The organism is Gulosibacter sp., from assembly GCF_052090685.1.
GTDB lineage: Bacteria > Actinomycetota > Actinomycetes > Actinomycetales > Microbacteriaceae > Gulosibacter.
In genome coordinates this window covers 26,121-51,859 of the sequence record NZ_JBQDBE010000001.1, presented here as the reverse complement: position 1 = coordinate 51,859, position 25,739 = coordinate 26,121, and the positions used below count along the sequence as shown (strand labels likewise).

Sequence of the window (25,739 nt, the reverse complement as noted above, 5' to 3'; positions counted from 1 at the left end):
ACCGAACCGGGTCTTTGTCGCGCTTGTTGGCGCGCGGTCTTAGTCGCGCTTATCTCGGCTCACACGAGGCGCGTCCCGGAGTCGTCGATGAGCAACGCTTCGCCATCACGCAGTAACACCAGTCGATGTTCCGCGCCGTATTGCCGCACCGTTTCGGCAAACACTTCGATGGGAAACACCGGTACCGAACCGCTTGCATGTGGAATCACGACGTACTCGGTGAACCCCAGCCCGCTGTAATCGGTCAGTTCCGGCGCAAGCGCCGGCGAATCCAAGAGGCTCACCGGTGCAATGCTCGGCCCCGCAATCACAGCGCCCGCACTCGTACCGATATATCGCAGCCCCGCCCGCACGTGCCGGGTGAGGATTGCATCCGTGCCGGTGGACCGGAGCACGTGCAGTAAATCGAAGGTCTCTCCCCCGGCTACGTAGACGCCGTCCACTGAATTCAGGATGCGTTCTACTTCGGCCTGCGGGGTGGTCGCCAGCGGCAATTCGACGAGTTCGAGCCCGTGCTCACGGAGCATCTCGCGCTCGACGTGAACGAAGGACTGATCCTCAAAGGTGCGAGTGGCATCCGAGACGTAGGCGACTCGCCCGGAGACAAAATCCCCGATGAGTTCGTGGCCGAAGGACGTGAGTAGTAATTCCATGCCGAAAGGCTAGCTGAGAGATATTCGGTGGTGCTCGCCGCGAGCTCGACCTCATCTTCGATCATGAGTACGTCGTAGTCCATGCGCTTCCCCCGAAGTCCTGTGCTCGCCTTCGAGCATAGGCCGCTCAGGATTTCAGGACGCTGACGCGATTGACTGCCCCGCGATGAAATCCGCAGCTACCTCACACAGCCGCACGCGGCATGGCCGCATCCGTGATGAAGGAATCGACCAGCAGTTTTCCGCCGAATCCGATCAGCACCAGGCCGGTGATGCGATCGATCAGCGCGAGTGCTCGCGCGTTGGCGAGCCAGCGTCGGGCATACGAGCCGCCAATGATGATCAAGGCGAACCAGACCATGGTCAGCAGACAGTGCACCCCGGCGAGCAGAACTCCCATGAGTAGCGGCGAGGCACCTGAAGGAAGAAACTGTGGAATCGTGGCGATATAGAACACGCCAACCTTCGGGTTCAGCAGGTTCGTGCCCGCGCCAATGAGCCAACCCTGCCACGGCGAGGAAGCTTGCTTTACCGGCACCTGATTCGCGCCCGTGTGACTTTGCGGTTTCTTGCGGAACGTTTTCCAGATCATGGATGCGCCGAGCCACAGCATGTAGAGCGCACCTGCGGTCGTGAGGATGCGATAGGCAAGTTCGGATGCCGTGAGCAGTGCCGAGATTCCCACCGCAGCCGCCACTCCCCAGACCATGGCACCGGTTGCGACACCCGTGGCTGTTGCCCAGGCGTACGCTTTCGATCGTGTGAGTGAGGAACGCAGCACGAGGGTGGTGTCGAGCCCCGGAACCAGTGTCAGAAAGCCCGCGAGCACGGCGAAGGCGAGCACCGCATCCAGAATCGTCATCGAAAAAGCATAGCTGCGGCTGCCAGAGGACACGGACGATCTCGAATCACTGTGGGTGTATCACGTAAGCATTGCACCTAGCGCTCATCATGGTTGAAGTACGAACCATGATGAGCGCTAGGTGCAATGACGACGGCGCGCCTGCCACCAATGCGCTGAAAACTAAAGGCCCTCTGACCAGGTTTTCACTGGTCAGAGGGCCTATCTCGTTGCGGGGGCCAGATTTGAACTGACGACCTCCGGGTTATGAGCCCGGCGAGCTACCGAACTGCTCCACCCCGCGGCACGAAGGTCTAGCCTAGCCCATCGATTGAGGGATGTGCAAGTTTCACCACTCGCGGCGTAGCGAGACTCTTGGGTTCACAAAACGCGTGGGGTCGCGAACATTGCCGTGCGTGTGCAATTTCCGAACCAGGACACGATTGCGCCCCGAGGCAATTTTCTGAGTCACCGCGGTGCCAGACTTGAAAGAAGGCATCGCTCAGGAGGAATGGCCATGAGTATTGACGTTCAACAACCACAACCCTATGACCTCGTTGGCACGACCATCCAAATCGCCGGCACTGCGGGCGGCGCATTTGAAGCCAACTTCAACTACCGAGTATCCGAAGGCCACGATGAAGTGTCCGGCCACTTTATGTCTGGCGACGGCATCGGCGGCCACGGACAGTTCCAAGTCACCGTTGATGTTGCTGGCGCCTCATTCACACAGGCCGTAGCCTTCATCGAGGTGTTCCATGTGTCGCCTCGCGATGGCGCAGAACTCGACCACGTGTTCATCCCGATCGTACTGGGCCATATGCTCGTTCCCGGTTACACCAGCTATCTCGAACACGAAGTGCGCGCAGGCGAGACCCTCTGGGGAATCGCGCAGCAGCACTACGGCAATGGCAACCTCTACCCGCGGCTTGCGACCGCGAACCGCCACACGATCCCGAATCCGAACCTCATCCGTCCCGGCGACATCGTGCGCGTACCCCGAGCGCTCTAAACAGGAATCGTGGAATGGTTGCTGCATGACGCGAAGGACAATCGATCTGCAGTACCCATTCCACGGGTTCTGTCTCATTCAGAATTCGCCGGCTAACCGCATCCCCAGCCACGGCACCCACCGCTTCGCCCTCGCCCACTCCATCGACCTCGTTCCCACCGATGCGCTCGGCCGCACCGCGCGCATCCGTGCCGGTTCCCTCATCCGCGCCGAATCACCCGAAAGATTCCCCGGCTTTGGGATACACGTCACGGCACCGGCGAGCGGGAGAATTATCGCCGCACATGATGAAGAGCGCGACCACGATGTGTTCCGCGGCCTTCCATCGATCTACTATGCGCTGACGCAGCGACGCCGACTTCGCGAGGGAGGCTGGCGCGGCGTCGCCGGCAATCATATTGCGATCCATTGCGACGGCGTCGTAGTCATAGTCTGCCATCTACGGCGACACAGTATTCGCGTGGCGATCGGCGACGAAGTCACTCAGGGTGAAGTCATTGCGCAGTGCGGCAACTCGGGTAGCAGCACGGAACCGCACGTGCACTTGCAAGCAATGACTTCTTTCGATGTCGAGCGAGCCGAGAGCGTGCCGATCACGCTTGCGGGGCGTCTGCCTCGCAACGGCGAGGTCATCCATTCGGATCGCTAAGCGCCGCGGATGGCACTTCGCCGGGCTTCTCGTCGTGTGTCGTCACGGGGCGCACGCAAGCATTGCACCTAGCGCTCATCATGGTTCGTACTTCAACCATGATGAGCGCTAGGTGCAATGACAACTGCGCGAAGCCACGGATGACGGCTGCGCGCCAACGCCAACGCCAACTGCACGCCGCTGCGCCGCCGTCGCGACCCAGGAACCCAGGAACCCGCGCGGCGGAAAGCTAAAGGCCCTCTGACCAAGTTTTCACTGGTCAGAGGGCCTTTCTCGTTGCGGGGGCCAGATTTGAACTGACGACCTCCGGGTTATGAGCCCGGCGAGCTACCGAACTGCTCCACCCCGCGGCACAAGAGTCAACATTACCGGACGTTTACCTCAATGTCTAGTCAATGTCAGAATCACGTTGCCGCGGGGCCAGCATCACTACGGGTTATTCATCCGAGCTTCCGCTTCAGCAGCGCGTTCGAGCGCCTCCGTCATCCGCGCATCCGCCTCGGCCGCAGCGACCAGGTCGTTATTCGCGTATGCCTCGGTGCGGTCGTCAAGGGCCTGGGACGCATCCTCGAGCGCCTGGACGAGATCCGCGTAGGCGTCGTCACCGCTACCATCGGCCGGTGGTGCCGGAGTCTCTGCTGGCGTTTCCGCCGGAGTCTCTGCCGGTGCCTCGGTTGGTGCGGGAGTCTCGGTCGCATCAACGCCCTCGGTCGGTACGTCCTCCGGTGCGTCGCCCGCATCCGGCACCTCGATATTCGGGTCTTGCTCAACGTTGTCGATGTTCTCATCACCGGCGCTCGCACCCGAATCACCGAGGAAGAGCTCATCGAGAGCCGCGTCGAGGGTGTCCTCGAAGGCGATCTGGTCACCGAATGCGACCAACACACGACGCAGCAGCGGATAGCTGGTTTCACCCGTGGACTGCACGTAGACCGGCTGGACGTAGAGGAAGCCCTCACCCACAGGAAGTGTCAGCAGATTACCTCGCAGCACTTCCGTCTGCCCACCTCGTTCAAGCAGGTTCAGCTGGTTCGCGACCGTCTCGTTCGAGTTGAAGATGTTCTGTACCTGACCGGGACCGTTCACCGAGTCGTTCTCGATCTCCAAGAGCGTCAGGGTTCCGTAGTCTTCGGCAACTTGCCCATCTTGGTTACCGGCATTGGCATTCGCCGATAAGTATCCGGTCAGCACATTTCGGGTACTCGCCTCCCCCGACACCATCGGGATGAAGGTGGAGTACAGCGAGAAAGCGGGTTCCTGGCCCGGCATCTGCATGGTCAAGTAGTAGGGAGGCTGCAGCTCTTGCGACTCCGAAGAGGAAGTCGGGTCAAGCGGCAGCTGCCACGCGTTGGTCTGGTTGTAGTACTCCGCCGCATCGGTGACGTGGTAGGTCGAGAGGATCTCACGCTGCACCTTGAACATGTCTTCCGGGTACCGCACGTGGCTGAGGAGGTCACCCGACATGTCGTCGATCGGCTGCAGGTTGTTCGGGAAGATCTTCTGCCAGGTCTGCAGGATGGGGTCTTCCGTGTCCCACGCATAGAGCGTCACGCTACCGTCGTACGCGTTAACCGTGGCTTTCACCGAGTTCCGGATGTAGTTCACCGGCGCAGTGGGGACGCTCGGGGCAGGCGTATTCGAGTCAGCCGCAGCCTCCTGAATCGAGGTTTGGGTTGAGTACGGGTACGCATCACTCGTGGTGTAGCCGTCAAGAATCCACACAAGCTGTCCGTCGACCACGGAAGCATACGCATCCGAGTCAAGCGTCAGATACGGCGCTGCCGCCTGGACGCGCTCGACAGGACTGCGGTCGTAGAGGATCTGCGACTGATCGTTGATCGCATCCGAAAGCAGGATCTGCTCCGACTGGAACTGAATCGCGTAGACGAGCCGGTTGAACAGGTTTCCAAGCGAAGGACCGCCATCACCGCTAAAGGTGTAGTAGGTCTGCGAGGCTTCCGAGGTGTCCGCGGCTTCCTCACCGGCCTCGCTGGCCTCGACTTCCTCGGGGTTCGTCGCATCCGGAGGGCCGATACGGTCGAACTCCACCGGGTTCGCCTCATCCGGCGCACCAACGATCGAGTATTCCGGTGAGTTCTCGCCGAAGTACACGCGTGGTTCGAACTCCGGCAGTGCCTCAGCCTGCTGCGGCATACCGGATGCGAAGAACAGCGGCTGGCCGTCGGGGCCGCGCTGGTTTCCATAACCGGCGACGAGGCCATAGCCGTGCGTATACACGATCGTGCGGTTGACCCACGATTGCGCATCCGCGCCAAGGCCGTCGACGTTCAGCTCACGAACCGCCATTACCGCATCCTGCGTCTGATCGCCGATCTGGTAGCGGTCCACATCGAGTTCGTTGGAGAACTGGTAGTACGCACGCTCCTGCTCGAACTGCGCGTAGGTTGGCGCGACCAGCGCGGGATCGAGGATGCGGATATTGGCGGTGGTTTCGGCGTCTTCACGAAGCGCGCCGGGCTCCGCCTCGGTCACGCCCGCATAGCCTTGGACGTTGATGTCAGAGACGCCGTAGGCATCTCTGGTCGCATCTATGTTGTATTGGATATATTCCGTTTCGAGCGACTGCTCGTTCGGGCCAACCTGCAGCTGCTGCACGATCCACGGGTACAGTGCACCGGCCACGAGACCGACCACGAGCAGACCCGCGACACCCACCACGGGCAGCGTCCAGCGTCCCGCGATGGCGGCGAAGAAGAACAGCAGTGCGACGATTACGGCCGCACCGGCGAAGATTGCCAGACCGGGGATGCGCGCGTGGGCATCGGAGTAGAGCGCACCGGTCCAGCGACCGTTCGTTTCGGTCAGGGCGTTATAGCGATCGAACCAGAAGCTCACGCCCTGGCTGAGCACGAACAGACCCGCGAGGATCGCAACCTGGATGCGCGCGGCCTTTGAGATGACGACCTCGCGTCCGGTGACTCGAATACCACCGTAGAGATAGCTCACCGCGACAGTCAGGATCAGGCTGAGTAGCAACACCGCGCTCAGGAATGACACCACGCCGCGCCAGAACGGCAACTGGAAGATGTAAAAGCTGATGTCGTGGCCGAACAGCGGGTCGGTCTGGCCGAATGGTGTGCTGTTGATGAACATCAGCACGGTCTCCCACGTCCCCGCGGTGCTCAGGCCAGCGAGTAGGCCGAGGAAGGCGGGGATGATGATGAATATCGCTTTGCGGATCGGCTCGAGTGCCCGCTGGTACTCGCCGAGCTGCTGCGAGAGTTTCGCGTAAACGGGTCGCTTTCGGTAGGCCAGTGACAGCACCAGGTAGGTCGGCACAGCCATCCCGATGAACCCGACCAGGAACATCACCGCGGTGGAGATCCACTGCGTGTAAAGCACGTTCACGAAGCCGAGCTGGTCGTACCAGAGGATGTCGGCGTAGAACCCGGTGAACCAGAAGAAGACCAGGATGAGCGCGACAACAATCGCGATGGTGATGGCCAGTGGGCCGAATCGGCGGCTACTGGAGCCCGAGGGCTTAGCGGAACTTGGACTTGGTGCTGCGGTAGAGCTCACTGATGACCCGTCGTGATTCTGAGGATTGGATATGCCGCGCCGCTAAAACAAACTCGTCGCACGGTGGCGGCGTTGCGCCAAGTCTACCCGGGGCCTCGCGAGCCGCTAATTACACCTGTGGGACGTTCGCCTCAAGCGCATCTTCACACGTGCGGATCTCTTCGGTGTTACCTGTGCCCTCCGCTTCGAGCACGTCAAGGGACTCTTCGAGACTGGACACGGCATAGATCGGCAACTGGTCTGCCACACCTGCCGACAGCGCCTCGGCACAGTTCGACTCCGGGGCCAGGAAGTAGTCGGCATCGATATCGACGGCAGCGTAGACCTTTTGGCGAATGCCGCCAATTGGCCCCACTTCCCCATCGGCAGCCATGGTGCCGGTACCGGCAATATTCATGCCGTGGGACAGTTCGCCTTCTTCGAGTACTTCCATAATGGACAGCGCAAAGATGAGTCCGGCGCTCGGCCCGCCCACCTCACCGAGTTCAATCTCAACTTCCATCGGGAACTCAAAGCCTTCCTGCACCAGGACCCCGAGCAATGGCGTCTCGTCATCCTCTCCCTGTTCCGGGGTGACGGTCAGCGTCTTCTCTTCACCGTCACGCAGGACCACGACTTCGGTGGCTTCCTCGCGAAGCGGTTCCGCCTGCAGCGAGGCAAAGTCGCTAATCGGGCGCCCGTCCACTTCCACGAGGATGTCTTCCGGCATCAGGATGCCCTGCGAAGGGCCTTCCTCAAACACGTCCAGGATCTTCAACTGGGGGTCGACCTCATAGCCGAGTTCCGTGAGCGCTGCGGCAATTGCGGTCCCCTGCGACTGCGTCATCATGGCCTGGTTCTCTGCGCCACGCTCCTCCGAGGACACCCCATCCGGGTAGTACATCTCTATCGGCAGCACGTCTTTGTCGGGGTTGAACCAGGATGCGGCTACGGAGAACCAGCTCGGCTGATAGTCGGGGGTGCCCTGAATATTCACGGTCATTACGGCCATGGTTCCCGATTCGGCATCGAAAGTTTCGGCACCGTCGATACTGATCACATCCACATCGACCTTTTCGCCGTCTTCTTGCTCAATCGGTGTCGTGCCGAGCGCGTCATACGCCGGCCCCGGGAGTCGAATCACGTAGGGTGCGGGAGCGAACGCCAACACGATCAACAGGATGAGTCCGGCAGCGAGCAGATATTTGCCCCAGCGAGTGCGTTTCGTGGGTGTCTCCTGGGCGGGCTCAGTAGTAGGTGTCATGGATCGATTTTTGCTTTCGGCGCAGGCTTGAGAATAGCTGAAATCCGCTTTCAGTGAACGAGCCCCAGCTTCGGGCAGATGCTCGGGACACCTCGTTACTCTAGAACGAACCCCCTGAGAGGAGCGCCGCAGATGAGCGACCAGGATACGCCCCGTGACAACGAGGGCCAACAGCCTGAAGAAGAGTTGCGCCGCATGCTCGAGCAGTTGCTCGGCGGCGGAATGATCAACCCGAATCAGCTCGCTGGCGTTGCGGGTCTGCCCGCAGACCCACAAGCACTCTCGCAAATGCTGATGCAATTGCAGCAGGCCATGATGAACCCCGGTGACGGGGTGAACTGGAATCTCGTACGAGATGCGGCCCGTCAGGCTGTCACCGACAACCGGGAAGTCACGAAGCAAGAATCGCAAGAATACGACCAGGCACTCTCCGTCGCGCAGCTCTGGTTGAGTGAAGTGACGAGCGTTGGCTCGAACGTGCTCATCGAGCCGCCGCGGGCGATCACGCGCTACGAGTGGCTCAACCTGAGCCTCGATACCTGGTCAGAGATCAGCGGTCCGGTCGCAGAGAGTATTTCGCGGGCGCTCGTGGAGATGCTCAGCGAACAGGCTCCGGAAGAGTATCGCGAGATGATCGACCGCTCAACGCCAATGGTGCGGTCGATGGGTCAGGCCATGTTTGCCATGCAGCTTGGTCAAGTACTCGGCCAACTCGCTAAGGAAGTCCTCTCCGGCGGTGACATTGGAATGCCGGTCCTGCAGAACGGTCAGGCGGCGCTGCTGCCGCAAAACCTTTCCGCCTGGGCTGAAGGATTGGAGCTCAACTTTTCGGAAGTACTGATGTACTTCGCCGTACGAGAACTCGCGCACGCCCACCTGTTCGTCCACGCACGGTGGCTGCGATTGCACTTGGTCTCCGCGATCACCGAGTTCGCGCGCGAAATCCGCATCGACGCAGATCGTATTGAGGACGCCGTCAGTGGTCTCGATGTCGCAAATCCGGAAGAACTCAAGCAAGTGCTGCAGTCCGGCCAGCTCATCCCGCCGCGAACGCCCGAGCAAGAAGTGGCGTTGGAGCGGTTGGAGACGATGCTCGCGCTGATCGACGGTTGGGTGGATGTGGTCACTCGCGACGCGACCTCGCGCCTACCCAATGCGGATGCCATCGCCGAGATGGTGCGTCGCCGTCGCGCTACCGGAAGCCCCGCCGAGCGCGCATTTGGCTCACTCGTCGGGCTGGAGCTCCGTCCGCGTCGACTTCGTGAAGCCACCAGCATGTGGAGTTTGGTGACCGAGAAGCTCGGTGCCGAGACCCGCGACAGTCTGTGGGACCACCGCGATGCCCTCCCCGGGGCCGAGGACATCGACGATCCCTTCGCACTCGTGGAACGACTCTCAGGTGGCGACAAGGCCGAGGAAACCGATGAGCTCGACGATGAATTGGCTCGACTCTTGGGCGACCCTGACTCATTCGGTGAGGCCCCCGAGGGTGGCGAGACGCAGAAGGACGCCTAGCTGTGGATAACTCGACTGTGCCTCGGCGCAGTCGACCATGATGGCGGTGTGCGCTACCGACTTCCCGAACACACCCCGATTACTTGGTCGAGCCCGGCCGAAATCCGAGTCGGTGGCAGCCACAAAGGCTGCATCGTTCCGGATCATCCGGCCGTGCATTTGATGTTGGAGTCGCTCCAACTTGGTACCAGCGAAGCGTTCCTCAGAACCCTTGCCGAATCGCATGGGCTCGGCGAAGCCCGTATCGACACTGTGGTGCAGGCGCTGCTCGACGTGTGCGAGCCGCAGTCGACTCGAGCAACACCGAGGCGTCGCGTGTGCGTGCGCACGGGCCCGCATACCGAATCCCTGGCGCAACTCGTTGCCAAAGAATTCCTGCGTAGGAATCACGACACCGCGATCCTCGGCGCGGATCATCGAGGTCCGCTCACGGCAGCGGACCTCGTGATTGACGTTGCCGACTACGTGGTTCCGCCACGGCGCTATCTGCCGCTGATGTCAGGCGATGTGCCGCACTTGGTCCTGGTGCGCGACACGGCCGGAGTGCTACTTGGTCCGCTGGTCGTTCCGGGCAAGAGCCCCTGCCTGCGCTGCGATGATCTCGCGAAACTGACCCTGCATCCGGAATGGGCCGTGGTCGCGACCCAGCTCGTCACCAGTACGCCCGCACAATTGCGACCGGAAATTGAGTGGTTGGGCGCGCTCCAAGCGGGACTTATTGGTGAGGCCTTCCTCAGCCAGGAGGATCCGGATGCCGTGGCCCCGCTGAGTTCCACGCGGCAGCTCATTGCTGCGGATACCGGCGAGATCACTCTGCGCTCGAGAAGTTTCCACGATGGATGCGGTTGCCAAGCTCCGCAAGATACCGCGATGGTGCCCCCACCGCTCGCGGATACGAGAGCGCAAGATGCCGTCGCGCTCGCGTGAGCGCCACGTACAGCAATCTTCGCTCCTCATGAATGGCTTCCTCGGTGACGGCCTGCGCAATTGGCATTCGGCCCTCCGCAAGTCCGGTAACAAAGACTCGATCCCATTCAAGGCCCTTGGCACCGTGCATCGTGGAGATGGTGACCGCTGCTACCTCGGGCTCGTGCTGGTGTTTGGCCCGCTGCATGAGGTCATTGGCGAACGCCGCCAAGGTAGTTCCAGGTGCGGCAGCGTCAGCGAGTCGCATAATCGCATCCAATGCACCCCAGGCCTCGCGGGCGGGACCGGCTTCCCGGGGCGGTTCCACGGTCCAACCCCGACTGCGTAGGACATCGCTGACCGATCGAAAGAGCGGTCCGGAATCCTGTTCCGCCACCACCGCGGCCCGCAGACCGGCAACCGCGGCGCGCACCTCGGGACGCTTAAAGAAGGACTGACCGCCAGCGATGCGGTAGGCAACGCCACGGTTTTGGAAGGCACGTTCGAGCGGCGCTGCCTGGCCATTGGTGCGGATGAGGACCGCGATCTGGGCAGGCTGCTCCCCCGCCGCAATTGCCTCGGCGGCTCGAGTGGCGATGCCCTGGGCCTCGGCGAATTCGTCAGGGTAGTCAAAGAGTTCCGGCAAGGTCGAGGGCCGCAGCGAATCAACCGCGCGTTCGAGCTGCAGCGCATGCGGAATCTGCTTGGCGAGCGAGTTGGCGACGGCGATGATAGGCGTCGCCGAACGGTAAGAGCCTTCGATCTTCACGGTCCGAGCATCCGGATACTCGTGCGCGAAATCGATGAGATAGCGGTTCGTTGCGCCGGTGAAGGAATAGATGGTCTGTGCGGGATCACCAACGACGCACAGGTCGCGACGCTGTCCAAGCCAGAGTGTGAGCAGTCGATGCTGAAGGGGCGAGATGTCCTGATACTCATCCACGACGAAGAATCGGTATTGCTCGCGCACCTGCTGCGTGATCCACGGTTCGGATTCAAGCATCCCGGCGGTGGCCAGCAGAATGTCCTCAAAATCAATGACTCGGCGGTCGTCTTTGACCTGCTCATAGCCCGCGAGCATGTCCACCGCCTGGGCCACGGTGAGGCGTGCCGGTGGGGTGCGCTGTCCCGATTCGAGAGCCGCAGCATACTGGTCGAGTGTGAGCTCGGAGATCTTTCGCCACTCGACGTCTTCAGCAATATCGCGCAGTTCGGTCGGCCCCACGCGGAGCCGTACACGTTCTGCCGCTTCGGCGAGGATCTTTGCCTTCGAGGCATTGATTTGCGGCATTTCGCCGCCGATTGCGTGCGGCCAGAAATACCCGAGCTGCCGCAGGGCTGCCGAGTGGAATGTCCGGGCCTGGACGGCCTGGGCACCGAGCGCCGCGAGCCTGCCGCGAAGTTCGCCCGCGGCTCGGTTCGTGAAGGTCAGGGCGAGTACCCGCTCGGGGGTATACACGCCGGTGCGCACTCCGTAGGCGATCCGACGGGTAATGGTGTGGGTCTTGCCGGTTCCGGGCCCGGCGAGGATGCACACCGGGCCAACGACTGCGAGGGCAGCTTCGCGCTGTTGTGGGTTGAGATCGGCGAGCAGGCTGGAACCGGTTGTGTCCTCCCTATTCGAGGGGTCCGCCATACCATTCCTCGATAATGGCGCGGGAGATCGACACCGGTGGCGGCAACAGGTCAACGTTCTGCGCAATTTCCTCACGCGTGAACCAGCGCACTTCGGCGATTTCGTGGCGGTCTGCGCGTACGGATTCTGGATCCTGATCCGGGTCGAGTTCGGCAAGGAAACCGATCATGACGCTGGCGGGGAACGGCCACGGCTGCGAGCCGAGGTATCGATGGTTGACGACGCGGGCGCCCGCTTCCTCGAAGAGTTCGCGGCTCACCGCCTGCTCGAAGGACTCTCCCGGCTCAACGAACCCGGCGAAGGTCGAGTACCGGCGCGGCTTCCAATTCACGTTCGCGCCGAGCAGGATGCGGTCTTGCTTATCCACCACACCCACGATGATGGCGGGATCGACTCGTGGGAAGATCGGCTGGCCACCATTTTCGGGACGAACTACCCAGCCACCGTGCTCGTGGGAAAGTCGTTCTCCGGTTACCGGTGAAAACTGGTGCGCGCGGTGGAAATTGCGAATCGCAAGCGCCTGCGCGTACAAGCTCGCGTCTCGCACATCGAGCTCGAGGCCCGATTCATTGAGCATGGGCCAGGAATCGGCATCCGGCTCGAGCTCGGTGGCTTCAAAGTCGTCGAGGAGCACCGCAAAAATCGGGGTTCCGGCCGGGTCGATTCGGCCATCCGTGTTTTCCCGGTCCTCGATGAGCTTGCCGAGGTAGATCGGATCGGCATATCGCGGTAGGGGCTCTGGTAGGCGCAGATCGAGCGCGAGTCCGGTGCCGCGTTTTCCCACCAGCGCGGTGTCTCGATGCTGCAGCAGGATGCGCGAGTCGGCTTCCTTGAGCTGTTCGAGGGCGCGTTCCCTGCCGAGGTCGTCTCGATCGGTGCGGGTGAGAGCCAGGGGAAGTCGCTCGATGAAGTCATTCATAGTTGCCCATCTTAGGTTCGCGAAATTGCGCGGTGTGGCAGGACCCTGAATGGGCTCAGGCCTCGTAGTCTGGCGCGTATGGGTGGGCACTTTCTTGAGCTAGCAGGGTACGCGACCGTTGCCGTCGACGGTTTGGTCGTGGCTGGTGCCAACGAATGGACGTTTGATTCCAACGGTGACTATCAATCGGCGGTGCTGCGCACCGGGGACGACCAGATCCTCCTGGTGCGTCGGCCCAACTCGCAGGCAGCCTCGCAGGAACAGCTCGCGATCTCGCGGGCCCTCGCGAGCCTCACCAAAGGCTTACGCAGTCGGCTCTCTTTCACGATCCCAACCGAGATCGGCGCGCTCAACACCGCTGACGTGCAGCTGGCGGTATACGACTTCATCCCCGGAACCACCTGCGATCGCGTCCAGTTCGAACACGACTCGCTGCTCGTGGCGGATATTGGTCGAGCGATCGCGGCGATTCATGCCCTGCCGAAGCAGTACGTTGAGAACGCGGGCCTACCGGTGCAGAGCGCGAATGATTCCCGCGAGGCGATCGAGCAGTTAATGGCGCAGGCCAGAGACACCGGCCGTCTCCCCGCAGCCCTGGATGAGCGTTGGGGCAGCGCGGTGGATGATGTGAGTCTGTGGAGTTTCGTGCCGAGTGTCATTCACGGCTCGCTCGAACGGAATTCTTTTCTCACGAATGGTGCCGGTGTCGTCGGCGTGCTGGGCTGGGGTGACTTGCGGATTGGTGACCCTGCCCGCGATATGTCGTGGCTGCACAGCGGCGACGGGGCGGTGGCAAGAGCAGTCTTCGATGAGTACGTGGAGTCCCGGGGCGCCTCGGTGGACCGGCAGTTGCGGCAGCGCTCCACGCTGTATGCCGAACTCGAGCTCGCGCGGTGGCTGGTGCACGGTGTTGAGTCGGCAGATGAAGCGATCGTGGCCGATGCCGAACAGTTGCTGGACAGCCTGGTCAATCGCGTGCGGGCGCTCGAGCAGACCGAATTGCGTCACGAAACACTGCCGGTGCTCGACATTATTGAGGTGCAGGAGCTCCTGGCTGATGCCGGGGCGAAAAACCGCCACCCCGGTCAACGCTTGCTTCGCCCCGAACCGGATGAGCATCCTGCCGGCGAATTACAGCCCGGTGATCACCTCGACGAAGAGCCGGAGAATCTCCACGGTGACGACGAAGTGGTGTACGACACCGAGGAGAATCCGAACCGCGGCCGCTAAAGGTGAGTCGCTCGGCGCTAGCCTGCGCTGACCTGTTCTTGGGCTGCCTCCAGCTTGTGAATTAATGCCTCGCGGCTGAGCAAATCACGAACCGAGATTTCTTCATCGCTCGAGACGTAGTAGAGCGTGGCGCGGATCCGTTCCAGCGGCACGTCAAAGCCCTGCGAATAGGCGTGCGCGTAACACATTAATTGGAGTTCTCGACCCTCGCGTTCTTCTCGAGTGCGTGGTGCGCGGCCGGTTTTCCAGTCGACAATTTCCACCTCGCCGCTCGCTTCGTCGATATATACCGCGTCGAGCTTGCCGACAATCGTGTGGTTGCCGAGCGGGCTGTTGATCGCGAGTTCCACCGCTGCGGGGCGGTTGCCGTCGCGCGCGAATCGGCTTGCGAGGAAGGTCTGTTTGAACTGTTCGAGCCGCGCGATATCGGCTTCTGCCGCGGCGATGAGCCCGGTGTCCGCGCGATCCTCGTCGTCGAGATCGGCGCCTTCGAGCATCGTGCCACCGCCACCCACATCCGTGTAGAGGGATTCCACCCACCCGTGGAAAAGGTTTCCGATGAGGGTGGCGCGAAACGGTTCCTGCGGCATGGGTCGCCGACGCTGCCTCGCAACGGCAACCGGGTCCTTGAGCAGGTCGGAGAGCAGCGAAGCGCCAAACCGTTCCGGGAGGCGTAATTCCGTGTGCTGGCCTTCGGTGTCACGCTCGGCGATGAGCAGATCAATGAGCTGGTCGTGCATGTGCTCAGTAGCGCGCGAATCCTTGCCAGCCGGCACATCGCTGCCGGCGATGTGGTCGTGGATGCGCTGGGCCGAGGCCCGCAGTCGTTCCAGTCTGGGTGTTGCCATGGGTGGTCGTGGCCACACCTGGTAACTGCCGCCCTCGTTCGGGTTGGTTGCGAGAATCTTGTTGATCCCGCGGCGGTCGTCGGCGGTCTGGTCTTCGGAGAATATGACCGGCTCGTCATCGATCAGCGCATACGGTTCGCTCCCGGGAGGGCAGTCCAGCGTGATATCGCCGACCATTTCGTGGAGGAACGCGGACGGGAAGGATTGCTGCTTGTTGCGACCGCGCCAGCGCGACCCGGTAAGCAGCAGCGTGCTGCGGGCACGGGTGACCGCGACATACGCGAGTCGCCGGTCTTCATTAAGTTGGTGCGCAAGTTTTTGGGCCGTGAATGATGGCCGTTCCCCCACGGGTGGTGGCAGCACGCGTGTTTTGTCTACCTTGAGTTCGGCTTTGATGTCATCGAGCGATTCGGCATGCTGCCAATCGAACTGTGGCAGGTCACGGTGATCGTCGCGCAATTCGTACGGCAGTTCATCGGACGGGATCCAGGTCGAGCTGCCCTTGGTATCCGGGAGCACCTTGTCGCTGAGCTGAGCGATGGCAACGTAATCCCATTCGAGGCCCTTCGCGGAGTGCATCGTGGTGAGTTGCACGACCCCCTTCTTTTCGCTGACCTCGGTGATTTCGGCGAGTTTGTCATCGCTTTCGGCGAGCTCCACCCAGTCAAGAAACTCGTGCACATCCGCCATCGGGTTCGCGGCCGTGTACCCGACAACGGCATCCAGATAGGCCTCGAGATTCGCCCGGCCAACGGGTCGATTCGCGTTCGCCACGGTTTCGATGTCCAACCGCGAACGTCGGATCGCGTAGTCAACCAAATCGGTCAGCGGCAGGCTCAGTCGGATGCGCACATCGTGGAGGAGTTCCGCGGCCTCTCGGAGACGGTTTTCGCCGATTTCGCTCAGTCCCCAACCGCGGAATACGCCCGGTTTCGAACTGCGCAAGACGTCGAGGGCATCCACGAGGCTGACGCCGCGGTCCTCAGTTTTTGCGTCGTGACGTTCCAGTGCCACGCGCTCCGAAGTCAGTGGCTGGCCGTCGCTATCGCGTCGTGACTGTTGCCGCGCGATGTCGTGCAGCGTGACGATATCGGCGAGGCCGAGCTCGAATTGGGCGCCCACGAGCAGTCGAATGAGTTCGCTGCCCGCGTGTTCGTCGGCCGCCGCGCGCAGTATCGAATTGAGGTCGACTACCTCAGGGGTGCGAAATAGCCCGCCGAGCCCGAGCACCTGATGCGGGACATCGGCTTCGGCGAGGGCTTTTGCGATGATCGCCATATGTGATCGTGCGCGGACAAGGACTGCGGCAGTGCGATCTTGTCCGTCGGGACTGTCCACGAGCAGCTCGCGGAACCACTTCGCGATGTACGCGGCTTCATCGCCGTCGGTCAGCAAATACGCGTGATCGACCGTTCCCACGCCAGCACCCTTTCGTGGGGCAAGCACCTTGGCGCCCTGAGCTTCCGGGAGTGTGGCCGCAACGCGGTTGGCGCATTCGAGGATGCGCTCATCATTTCGCCAGGATACGGACAGCTCAAACTTCTGGCCGGGTCGCAGCCCAAAGAAGTCATCGTCGAAGCGCTTCATATTGGCCGCACTCGCGCCGCGCCAACCATAGATCGACTGTTTCGGGTCCCCCACCGCCATCACGTTGTGCCCCTTGAAGACATTTGAGAGCAAGCGAATCTGCCCGACCGAGGTGTCTTGATACTCATCCAGAATCACAACCTGCGCCTGTTCTCGGAGCTCCCCAGCGATCGACGGGTCGAGTTCGAGAATCTCGGCCGCGGTGGCAACTTGGTCGCTAAATTCCACGACCCCGGCTTCGCGCTTGGTGGCCTCGTAACGGTCGGCGATCCCCGCATAGAGTTTCAACAACCCAAGGCGCTCAAGAATTGCCTTCGTGTCGTTTGTTTTTCGGCCCGGTAGCGAGGTGAGTGTCTCAAGCACCGCATCCACGCGCTCCCGCACAGTCGCGGCGTTGAGTCGCATTTCACGCATCCCTCGAGCAATGCTCAGCGCGACACCACTCATGTGGCCAATGGACGGCTTTTCGAGGGCAGGCAGCGCCTCATCTTCATGCTCGAGGAGCGTTTGCCGCATGAGTGAGAACGCGCCCGGCTGGTCGAGCAGGATTGCGTCTGGATCCCGGCCCACGAGGAGCGCATACTGCGCGTAGATCGAGTTGGCATAGGAGTTATAGGTCGACACCTGCGGGACATCAAACTCGTCGATCTTGATGAGACCCGCTTGTCGAAGACCGTCGAGCCCGGTCTCGATCCGCTCACGCAACTCCCCCGCAGCCTTGCGGGTGAAGGTCAACCCCAAGACTTGCTGTGGCGAAATCCCCTCATTCGCGATCAGCCATAGGATGCGCAGCATCATGGTCTGGGTCTTGCCGCTACCCGCGCCCGCAACTACCAGAGCGGGGTCGAGCGAGGCCTCGATGATCGCCTGCTGTTCTTCGGTGGGCAGATAGAACTTACCGTCGCTCGAGAGTGCTTTCGCGATGTCTTCGTGGGATACGTGGGTCATTCGGTTACCTCGGCAATGGCGTGGATGTGGCAGTTGCGGTTGTTGGGCAGGCAGTGTTTCTCGTGGTCGGAAAGATAGGCGGGGGCGGCCTCGAGGTCGGGAGCGAGACCGGCCATCGGGAACCCTGCCTCACCGAAAGCCGCTTCGAGGAAGTTGTCTTCCACAACATCGAGTTCGTCAGCGTTAAAGGCAGCCTGTTCCGACAGCGACCAGAGCTCGTCCTTTGTGCGGATCCGAGGGAAGAGCAGTGCCGCAGTTTCGACCTTGAGTTGCTGGGCAGCCGCGGGAAGCACCTCGTGGCGATGCGCGAGTTGATAGGCGCGCAGCTGCCGATTATCGAAGAGCTCGGTTTTCGTTGGCTTCTTGGTACCGGTCTTCACGTCGATGATGCGCAGGCCCGAGTCGGTGGCTTCCATTCGGTCGATCCTGCCGGAGACCGTTATTTCCGCGCGGATTCCGCTCTCGAGTTCGCGTTCGAGCAGGAACCGGAATGCGTGTTCGTTCGCGATCACTTCCGAACCGTCGCGCCGCAGGTACGTCCAGAGTGATTCGGCGGCCCCGCGGACCATATTCACTTGAATTTCTTCAACCCACTCGGCATCAAAATTCATTTCGCGCAGTTTCGCTTCGGCGAAGTCCATCATTTCTGTTCGGTCGGCGAATCCGGCTTCCTTCTCGGCCGCGAGGTGCAGGATGTTTCCAATGGTCATTGCGTCGCTCGGGGCGCTGCCCGAATACTGATCAATGAACCAGTTCACGCCACATTCAAAGAAGCTGTCGATCCCCGAGGGGTACAGCTGCAAGCGAAGCGTGTCGTCCTCGGCGCTCACCAGTGGTGCTTTGGTGGATCGTCCGCGAATGCCAAACCAACTCGAAGGATGCGCACCGGCCACCTCGGTGCGGGCAAGTCTCGCGAGCGCGTGCTCGGCATCACCGCTCAGGGCCTCAGCGCCAATTTCCCGGGCCGCGATCTCCCGGCGCAATACGGCCACGAGGCCTTCGAGCGTGAGCTCTTCGTAGCCGAATTGTCCGACCGAACCAAGGCTGAATTCCTTCGGCAGATCCGTCAATGCAAGTGAGTGGAGATACCTCGAGGGCTGCGCGTCCTCCCCGGCGATCGCGGTGACGAGGATGCGTTCACTGGCACGCGATAGCGAGGCCACCAGCATGCGGGTTTCGTCGCTGAGTACCTCGGCGCGACGGTCAATGATTCCCAGCGGTGCATCGCCCTGTGCCTCCCCGAGTCGCCCCGAACCCAGTAGCGAGTCACGCACCTTTAGATTGGGCCACACGCCTTCGTTCACGCCGGCCACCACCACGACTTTCCACTGGCGGCCAACCGCGCCGGCAGGTGTGGTGAGCGTCACGGCGTCTCGACCCGAGAACCCCGCGAGGGAGTCATCCACGACCGAATCGCGTTGCCATTCGATGAGGAAGGCCGCGAGCGAGGCGTGTGGTTCTCGCTCTACGAACCGTTTTGCCCGATCAAAGAGCACCGTCAGCGCATCGAGTCGCCGATTCATCGCCACCGACGCGGTTTCCGAACCCAGCGCAATTTCTTGCCACCGCGCCGCACGCTTCTCGTCGCGCCAGGCCTCAAACAGTGCGGTGTCAATCGGGTCGCCCGCACGCAACCGACCGACCATCCGGCCAAGCACTTCGGCGACGCGACGAACGGCGTCGGCACCGAGCCACCCGTGGGAGCTTTTCAACTGTGCGAGGGTGGCCTCACCCACCTCGTCTGCTTCGCCTCGAAGCCGCGCATTCACCGTGTCGGTGAGCACCTGTGCCCCGGCGCGGTTCTCGTGCTCGAGATCGGCGAGATAGTGTGCCCGGCGCATCCGACGAAGCTCGAGCGGATCGATTCCAAACAGCGGTGAACGCAAGACTCGCTGGAGCGCATCCGATTCAATGCCCTCGGCGACCGCAGCTTCGCCCAGTTCAATGATCGCCCGGACTGTCGCGTCATCGGCGGCGGGTAGCGGGGTCGATGTACTCGTGGGGATTCGCGCCCGATCGAATGCTCGAGCGAGCGCTGGCAGTCGCGCACCACTTCGAGAGATCACTGCCATCTCCTCCCAAGGCACCCCGTCAAGCAGGTGCAGTCTGCGGAGATAGCCCGTGATGAGGCTCATTTCCTCGACTTCGCTGGGCTGGATTGTCTGCGCGGCAATGGGCACCTCCCCGCGCGCATCCGCCCCGACGCTTGGGGTTTGTCGCTGCGTACCCGCAAGCGCCGCGCCCAACCCCGCGGTGGCTTTTTGCACCGCGGACCGCAACTGCGGGCCGTGGCGGTGCACGCTGCCAAGCTCGACCCGCTCGGGGGCTGGATAGGAGTCATCGCGCCAATTCACCGCGAGCGTTGCGCGGCCACCGTGAAATGCCCCGGTACCAATATCCGGATCGCCAAAGCTGACGATCTGGGCACCCCGTACCTCGAAGGCCCGCACGAGTCGCCTTGCCGGTTCGGTCAGTTCTTGCGAGTCATCGACCACCACGAGCTTGACCCGGTCAAAGACGCGTCGTTCCAGCCCGAGGCCGTCACGCTCCAGCAAGAGCAACGCCGCCTCACTTAGCGCCTGACCGGAATCAAAACTCCCCTCAAATGCCCGATCGAGCACGTCAGAATACTGCTGCGCAATCATCGCCGCGCCTCGCCACAGCGCCCGGTGCCGCGTCCCGGCGGAGGGCTCGCTATTTGGTTCGAGGGCGAGTTCCCGAAGCTGCTGCGGTGAGATGCCTTCTTCCACCATCGCCCCCAGCAAAGCGCGCATCTCATCCCGAAAGCCGCGGAGCTGCAGCGTCTCGGGACCGAACCAGTCGGGCCATTCACCGGCTGCGCGAAAGGCCGCACCGGGTGCATCCTCATCGAGCAGCCCGGTGATGAGATCGGCAAGAATATCGTCCTGCTGCGATCCGGTCAGGAGTTTCGGTGCGGGTAGGCCCTGCCGAGACTGCTCTTCCGCGATAATTTCAATCGCGAGTGACGCGGCCGTCCTCCCCAACGTGCCGCCGGCGGCGGCGACCCGTACGCGCTGCTCAATATGATCGCGCAGGTCAGCCGCGAGCTTTCGATTCGCCGCAATCGCAATGATCTCTTCGGGACGAACACCGGCGGCGATGCGGGCGGCCACGAGCTCAACCAGTGTCGTGGTGCGGCCAGAACCGGGTGCGCCAATCACGGCTAGGGACCGACGAGGGTCACTCTCGACCACGCGGAGCTGCGTTTCATCGAGGTCAATCTCGCGCTGCAGAATAGGCTGTTCGCTCATGGCCCCAAAGGTATCGCCAGCCACCGACATAATTCTCGAATGTCGATCGGTAGGCTGGTGCTCTATCTCCCAGACCTAGTGAAAGGCGCGCTTGTGGAAATTCGTATCGGCGTTGAAAACTCGCCCCGCGAGATCAGTTTTGAGTCCAACCAGTCCGCAGCTGACGTAGAAAAGATCGTCACCGAGTCACTCGAGTCAGGTATCGCCCGCTTCGTCGATGACCGTGAGCGCGTCATCCTCGTGAACAGCGCGAAGATCACGTTTGTCGAAATTGGTGAAGAGACCCAGCGCCGCATTGGCTTCGTCGCGTAGCAATGGAACTCTTTTTCGCTGGCATTTTTAGCCTGCTGATCGGACTCGCTGCGAGTTTCCTCGTTCGGCCCAGAACTGTGATGGGCAGCGCCCTCATTCCCGGTGTCGGTACTGCGGTCGGGCTCGCATTCTGGGTAGTCGCGACCTGGTTGCTTAAGATCCCGGCCTTCTCGTGGTTGGCCTATGACCGCGCGGTTATCTGGGTGCTGCTCGTCGTGATCGTCGCAGCAGTCGTGGTGCCGATGGCATTCACGCTCCCCCGACAGCGGGTGCGCAGCGATCAGGAACTGCTCGATCGCTTGAGCCACGCAGGCCCCTCGGTCCTCTAACGCGCTAACTCAGCACGAGCGCGTTTCCGCGCGGCCGGTTACGCAGCAAGCTCGAGCGTATTCATGCGCCGGGAGTGCTGCGCGAACAGGGCCTTGACCATCGCCTCGACGATCTCATCGGCTCCTTCGATGACATCGTCGGGGTGTTCTCCGGGTGCAATACCGAGGATCTGTCGCGCCCACAGCACCGAGTCACCGGCGATTCGTCGGCCCCACACTGCGAGTCGATCGTCGAGTTTCGTGTCGAGTTCGAAGAGCTTCCGCAAGGCGTCAACCACCGATTCCTGCACGTCTTCCCAGCCAATGAGGTCATCGAGTTGACCGTCACCGAGGTGGCGAAGCACATCCTCGAAAAACCCGGCATTGAGGTGCACCGATAGCAGCTGCTCGTGCGCATCGCGGCCGCGCGTGCGCGCCCAAAGCTGCGCGATCAGGTTGTCGTAATGCTCGTGCGGTTCCGCGCCCACCGTTTCGCGCGCGTAACCGGCGCGCTGTGCAATCAGATCGGCGGCGTGGCTGATCTCCAGCGCCACCGATAGCGATGAGTATTCCTTCCGAAGCGCATCGAGTTCCGTTTCCAAGCTCACCAGTGCGCGGACAGCAAATTGGCGGAGTTCCGCCGTTGCGGGGACGAGGGCATCGTGGATCTCAGTTTCGCGGGTCACAGGCCCATCCTACGCAGTTCGAGTCTCGCCAAGGCACCGCACGCTAGGCTTGAGCGCGTTGCCGCAGACGGCACGCGAGCGCCCAAGGAAAAAGGGGCGCCATTTCATCCCCAATTTGTTAGGGCGTAGTTTTTTGGTTACTTTCACCGAACTCGGAATCGATTCCGACATTGTGCAGGTGCTTTCCCAGCACGGCGTCACCGATGCATTCCCGATCCAGGCCGAGACGATCCCGCTCGCGCTTCGCGGGCAGGACATCATCGGTCAAGCGAAAACCGGTACCGGTAAGACACTCGGGTTCGGCCTGCCCCTCCTGCAGCGACTCGGTGCGAACCCGGAACCCGGTGTCAAGGCACTCGTCGTCACCCCGACTCGCGAACTCGCCTCCCAGGTGCACGAGGATCTCAAGCTCGCCGCTTCCGAACGCGGCACCACCGTGGTGCCGATCTATGGCGGCAAGGCCTATGAAGAGCAGGTCGAGCAAATCAAGAACGGTGCGCAGGTGATCGTCGGTACCCCCGGGCGCCTGCTCGATCTCATGAACCAGCGCATCCTCTCGCTCAAGAACGTGAGCGAGATCGTCCTCGACGAGGCCGACCGGATGCTCGACCTCGGTTTCCTGCCCGATATCGAGCGCATCTTTTCTTCGGTTCCGGCGATCCGCCACACGATGCTGTTCTCGGCGACCATGCCCGGGCCGATCCTGAATCTGGCGCGTCGATTCATGACTACGCCAGTGCACATCCGGGTCAGCGATCCCGATGAGGGAATCCTGCAGGCGAATATTAAGCACATCGTGTATCGCGCTCACCCGCTCGATAAGGATGAAATGATTGCCCGCATCCTGCAGGCAACCGGCCGTGAAAAAGTCGTGATCTTCATGCGGACGAAGCGCGCGGCCGCAAAGCTCTTTGAGGAACTCAAGGACCGCGGTTTCGCCGCGGTCGCGGTGCACGGTGATATGGATCAGGGGCAGCGAGAGCGCTCCATGAATCAATTCCGTGAGGGCAAAAAGGATGTGCTGATCGCCACCGATGTCGCCGCTCGCGGTATCGACGTCGATGATGTGTCGCACGTCATCAACCACACGATTCCCGAGGATGAAAAGACCTATTTGCACCGCGTGGGTCGCACCGGTCGCGCAGGCAAGACCGGAATCGCCGTCACCTTCATGGACTGGGATGACCAGCACCGGTGGACGATGATCGCCAAGGCCCTCGAACTACCGGCCGCCGAACCCGTGGAAACCTACTCCTCGTCACCACACCTCTTCGCCGACCTCAATATCCCCGAGGGCACCAAGGGTCGTCTTCCCGGTGCCACTACCCGGGGAAAGGATGCTCCGCCCAGGGAAGCTCGAAAGTCTGCTGGCGAGGGTACGGCATCGCGGTCGAACGGCAACCGTACGCGAACACGTCGACGCCGTCGCAGCGGGAGTAGCAGTGGTTCGACTGAGCAGGCACAGGGTTCCGCGGCAACCACCGACAGCACCGAAAGCGATGCCGGAACTGAGCAAGCTGCAAGCAAGCCCCGTCGTCGACGCCGTCGCCGGACAGGTTCAGGCTCCAGCTCCGGTTCCGGACAGCAAGCTTCCGAGGACTAGGGAGTCTAGGCCGACGACGAGCCGTATTGCGGCTTCGTGCCCGTGGCGGCATCGATAATTCGCTGCAAGTATTCCGGCTCGGTGGTGTTTTCACCGAGCCGGTTCTCTTTTCCAGCACCGTGGTAGTCACTTGAACCGGTGACGATGAGGTCAAATTCGCGCGCGTAGTCCCACAGCAGCGCGCGACTATCCTCGTCGTTCTCTCGGTGATAGATCTCGACACCGGCAAGCCCCGCAGCAACCAGACGCTCGAACCTTCCGCCGTCCAGACCCACGCGTCCGCGACTACCCGGGTGGGCGAGCACCGCAACTCCCCCCGCATTTCGGATGAGTCGGATCGCCTCTTCCGGTTCGGGCGCGTGATGCGGCTGATAGTAGCCACCCCGCCAGTGCAAAATGCTCTCGAATGCCTCGGACCGGTCCGCCACAATCCCGCGACGAATCAGGGCATCCGCAATGTGCGGGCGGCCAATGGTCGCACCCACTTCTGACTCACCCAACACGTCCTCCCAGGTCAGCGGAAAGTCAACGCCGATCCGCTCGACCATGCGCTCGGCACGAGTGAGTCGGCTCTCACGCACCTCGGTAATGGACTCGTATAGCTCGACATTGTGTCGGTCAACCAAGTAGCCAAGCACATGAACGGATGCGCCGTAGACCTGGGTCGAAAACTCCACTCCCGGCACGAAAGTAATTCCAGCAGCCTTGGCCACTGCGGCAGCTTCATCCCAGCCATCCCAAGTGTCGTGGTCGGTGAGGGCGATTGTGCCCAGGCCCGCCCGTTGCGCTTGCCGGATCACCTCGCCGGGTGACTCGGTACCGTCCGACACGTTTGAGTGCGTATGCAGATCAATTGGTCGCTCGGCATCAAATCCAGTCGTACTCATAGTTCAGCATCCTAGGCTGCAGCGCGTCACAACCCATTATCAATCCCGCGGGCTAAAGTAATCCGGTCATGGCGAAACCTAAGAAAATCTCCCCAGCCTGGGCCGTCTTCGGCATCATCTTTGGCATCATCGTGTTTCTCGCGGGTGCCATTTTTGTGTGGCCGCAGTGGTTCGGTGTGCAGCGCGAGCTGCTCGTGAGCCAAGCAATCTCATTCCGTCTCGTGATGCTGCTCGCCATCGCGGGGTCCCTCATCGTGATTGCGCTCTTCCTCCTCATTTCCCGCCAGGTCCGCGCGCTCCTGGCCGGCACCGCGATTGCCCTGGTGATCCTCCTCATCGGCGGCGGCGCGAACTACCTCATGCGCGGCATCACCATTTCCACGCCGCCCACCGGTAATGAAGAGGCAATTCGCGTGCTCGCGTGGAATACCCTCGGCAATGAGCCAGGGTCCCCGACAATCGCCCAGCTCGCACTCGACTATGAGGCCGACGTGGTGATGCTGCCGGAAACCACGCAGGATATGGGCGTAGAAATCGCCGGTCTCATGTCTGAGGGTGGCTCCCCCATGTGGGTGCTGTCGAATACCGGTGCGCCCGGTTATCGTGCCGCGGAAACCACAATTCTGATTTCCTCCGATCTGGGTGAATACCAGCTTGTCGAGGACTACGGGGACACCTCCGCCCTGGCCACCGTGATCGCCGAGCCCGTCAACGGCGATGGCCCGCGGTTGGTTGCGGCGCACCCGATTGCGCCAACCGCCGAGTACATGGATCTGTGGCGCAGCGACCTCGAGTGGCTCTCCGGCATTTGCGAGGGCAACACGATCATCGGCGGCGACTTCAACGCGACGCTCGACCACATGTACGGTCTCGAGAATTCGGATGTTGAGGGTTCCGTCTTCGGCGATTGTTCGGATTCGGCGCAAGATCTTTCGGGGGCCCAGGCGGGTACCTGGACCAGCGGCCGCCACCCCTATCTCGTTCCCGCAATCGACCACGTCATGTCTACGGCACAGTGGGAGACCACCGGCTTTGAGGTGATCCAGAGTCAGGACCGTGCCGGCTCGGACCACCGACCGGTGTTCGCGGAGCTGACGCCAGTGTCCTAACCACTCAATGAGCTCACCGTGGTTGGTGAGACAAT

General features: G+C 61.8%; 19 protein-coding genes and 2 tRNA genes. 9 read left to right on the top strand and 12 right to left on the bottom strand.

Features of this window, described 5'->3' with window-relative positions:
- Positions 1–59: 59 nt before the first annotated feature.
- The 3 genes from ACTHXA_RS00230 to ACTHXA_RS00220 form a co-directional block, all read right to left on the bottom strand.
- Positions 60–653 carry a Type 1 glutamine amidotransferase-like domain-containing protein gene (locus tag ACTHXA_RS00230; protein ID WP_441668145.1) on the bottom strand — a complete coding sequence of 198 codons (594 nt, stop codon included), beginning with the start codon at positions 651–653 and terminating at the stop codon, positions 60–62.
- Positions 654–837: 184 nt separating this feature from the next.
- A complete protein-coding gene (locus ACTHXA_RS00225; RefSeq protein ID WP_441668143.1) occupies positions 838–1,515 on the bottom strand; it encodes a LysE family translocator in 678 nt (225 codons plus the stop codon).
- Between the two features lie 209 nt (positions 1,516–1,724).
- Positions 1,725–1,798, bottom strand: a tRNA-Met gene (locus ACTHXA_RS00220).
- 213 nt (positions 1,799–2,011) lie between these two features.
- On the opposite strand from ACTHXA_RS00220, the gene ACTHXA_RS00215 reads away from it, so the two are divergent.
- Together ACTHXA_RS00215 and ACTHXA_RS00210 are read left to right on the top strand one after the other, a co-directional pair.
- Positions 2,012–2,506 (top strand): Gmad2 immunoglobulin-like domain-containing protein, encoded by a 495-nt coding sequence (locus ACTHXA_RS00215; RefSeq protein ID WP_441668141.1) that lies wholly within the window; start codon positions 2,012–2,014, stop codon positions 2,504–2,506.
- Between the two features lie 25 nt (positions 2,507–2,531).
- Positions 2,532–3,155 (top strand): M23 family metallopeptidase, encoded by a 624-nt coding sequence (locus tag ACTHXA_RS00210; protein WP_441668139.1) that lies wholly within the window; start codon positions 2,532–2,534, stop codon positions 3,153–3,155.
- Between the two features lie 276 nt (positions 3,156–3,431).
- On the opposite strand, the gene ACTHXA_RS00205 is transcribed toward ACTHXA_RS00210, so the two are convergent.
- The 3 genes from ACTHXA_RS00205 to ACTHXA_RS00195 form a co-directional block, all read right to left on the bottom strand.
- A tRNA-Met gene (locus ACTHXA_RS00205) sits at positions 3,432–3,505 on the bottom strand.
- 79 nt (positions 3,506–3,584) lie between these two features.
- Positions 3,585–6,695 (bottom strand): UPF0182 family protein, encoded by a 3,111-nt coding sequence (locus tag ACTHXA_RS00200; protein WP_441668137.1) that lies wholly within the window; start codon positions 6,693–6,695, stop codon positions 3,585–3,587.
- A 109-nt stretch (positions 6,696–6,804) separates the two neighbouring features.
- Positions 6,805–7,938, bottom strand: coding sequence for a YlbL family protein (locus ACTHXA_RS00195; RefSeq protein ID WP_441668135.1), 1,134 nt, complete (start codon positions 7,936–7,938; stop codon positions 6,805–6,807).
- A 132-nt stretch (positions 7,939–8,070) separates the two neighbouring features.
- Here ACTHXA_RS00195 and ACTHXA_RS00190 point away from each other — a divergent pair, with 132 nt between their 5' ends.
- Positions 8,071–9,453, top strand: a complete 1,383-nt coding sequence (locus ACTHXA_RS00190) for a zinc-dependent metalloprotease (RefSeq protein WP_441668133.1) — start codon at positions 8,071–8,073, stop codon at positions 9,451–9,453.
- 48 nt (positions 9,454–9,501) lie between these two features.
- Positions 9,502–10,380 (top strand): hypothetical protein, encoded by an 879-nt coding sequence (locus ACTHXA_RS00185; protein WP_441668131.1) that lies wholly within the window; start codon positions 9,502–9,504, stop codon positions 10,378–10,380.
- Here ACTHXA_RS00185 and ACTHXA_RS00180 read toward each other — a convergent pair.
- Both ACTHXA_RS00180 and nudC read right to left on the bottom strand, forming a co-directional pair.
- A complete protein-coding gene (locus tag ACTHXA_RS00180; protein WP_441668129.1) occupies positions 10,262–11,995 on the bottom strand; it encodes an ATP-dependent helicase in 1,734 nt (577 codons plus the stop codon). The genes ACTHXA_RS00185 and ACTHXA_RS00180 overlap by 119 nt on opposite strands.
- A complete protein-coding gene (gene nudC / locus ACTHXA_RS00175) occupies positions 11,976–12,914 on the bottom strand; it encodes an NAD(+) diphosphatase (protein ID WP_441668127.1) in 939 nt (312 codons plus the stop codon). The genes ACTHXA_RS00180 and nudC overlap by 20 nt, the downstream gene beginning before the upstream one ends.
- A 78-nt stretch (positions 12,915–12,992) precedes the next feature.
- Between nudC and ACTHXA_RS00170 the strand changes: the two genes are divergently transcribed.
- Positions 12,993–14,144, top strand: coding sequence for a phosphotransferase (locus ACTHXA_RS00170; RefSeq protein WP_441668125.1), 1,152 nt, complete (start codon positions 12,993–12,995; stop codon positions 14,142–14,144).
- Positions 14,145–14,161: 17 nt separating this feature from the next.
- On the opposite strand, the gene ACTHXA_RS00165 is transcribed toward ACTHXA_RS00170, so the two are convergent.
- Both ACTHXA_RS00165 and ACTHXA_RS00160 read right to left on the bottom strand, forming a co-directional pair.
- A complete protein-coding gene (locus tag ACTHXA_RS00165) occupies positions 14,162–17,527 on the bottom strand; it encodes an ATP-dependent helicase (protein WP_441668123.1) in 3,366 nt (1,121 codons plus the stop codon).
- Positions 17,524–20,799 carry a PD-(D/E)XK nuclease family protein gene (locus ACTHXA_RS00160; RefSeq protein WP_441668121.1) on the bottom strand — a complete coding sequence of 1,092 codons (3,276 nt, stop codon included), beginning with the start codon at positions 20,797–20,799 and terminating at the stop codon, positions 17,524–17,526. Before ACTHXA_RS00160 ends, ACTHXA_RS00165 begins: the two co-directional genes overlap by 4 nt.
- 39 nt (positions 20,800–20,838) lie before the next feature.
- Between ACTHXA_RS00160 and ACTHXA_RS00155 the strand changes: the two genes are divergently transcribed.
- Positions 20,839–21,111, top strand: a complete 273-nt coding sequence (locus ACTHXA_RS00155) for a DUF3107 domain-containing protein (RefSeq protein ID WP_441668119.1) — start codon at positions 20,839–20,841, stop codon at positions 21,109–21,111.
- Positions 21,112–21,113: 2 nt separating this feature from the next.
- Positions 21,114–21,440: a hypothetical protein gene (locus ACTHXA_RS00150; protein WP_441668117.1), complete on the top strand. Its 327-nt coding sequence runs from the start codon at positions 21,114–21,116 to the stop codon at positions 21,438–21,440.
- 38 nt (positions 21,441–21,478) lie between these two features.
- Here ACTHXA_RS00150 and ACTHXA_RS00145 read toward each other — a convergent pair whose 3' ends face one another.
- The gene (locus ACTHXA_RS00145) at positions 21,479–22,105 is read right to left on the bottom strand and encodes a hypothetical protein (protein WP_441668115.1); all 627 of its coding nucleotides are present in this window, start codon (positions 22,103–22,105) and stop codon (positions 21,479–21,481) included.
- A 133-nt stretch (positions 22,106–22,238) separates the two neighbouring features.
- On the opposite strand from ACTHXA_RS00145, the gene ACTHXA_RS00140 reads away from it, so the two are divergent.
- Entirely contained in the window at positions 22,239–23,708 is a 1,470-nt protein-coding gene (locus ACTHXA_RS00140) for a DEAD/DEAH box helicase (protein WP_441668113.1), read from the top strand.
- A gap of 5 nt (positions 23,709–23,713) precedes the next feature.
- Here the strand turns inward: ACTHXA_RS00140 and ACTHXA_RS00135 are convergent, their stop codons facing one another.
- Positions 23,714–24,595, bottom strand: a complete 882-nt coding sequence (locus ACTHXA_RS00135; protein WP_441668111.1) for a PHP domain-containing protein — start codon at positions 24,593–24,595, stop codon at positions 23,714–23,716.
- 68 nt (positions 24,596–24,663) lie between these two features.
- Here ACTHXA_RS00135 and ACTHXA_RS00130 point away from each other — a divergent pair, with 68 nt between their 5' ends.
- Entirely contained in the window at positions 24,664–25,704 is a 1,041-nt protein-coding gene (locus tag ACTHXA_RS00130) for an endonuclease/exonuclease/phosphatase family protein (protein WP_441668109.1), read from the top strand.
- Positions 25,705–25,739: the final 35 nt, after the last annotated feature.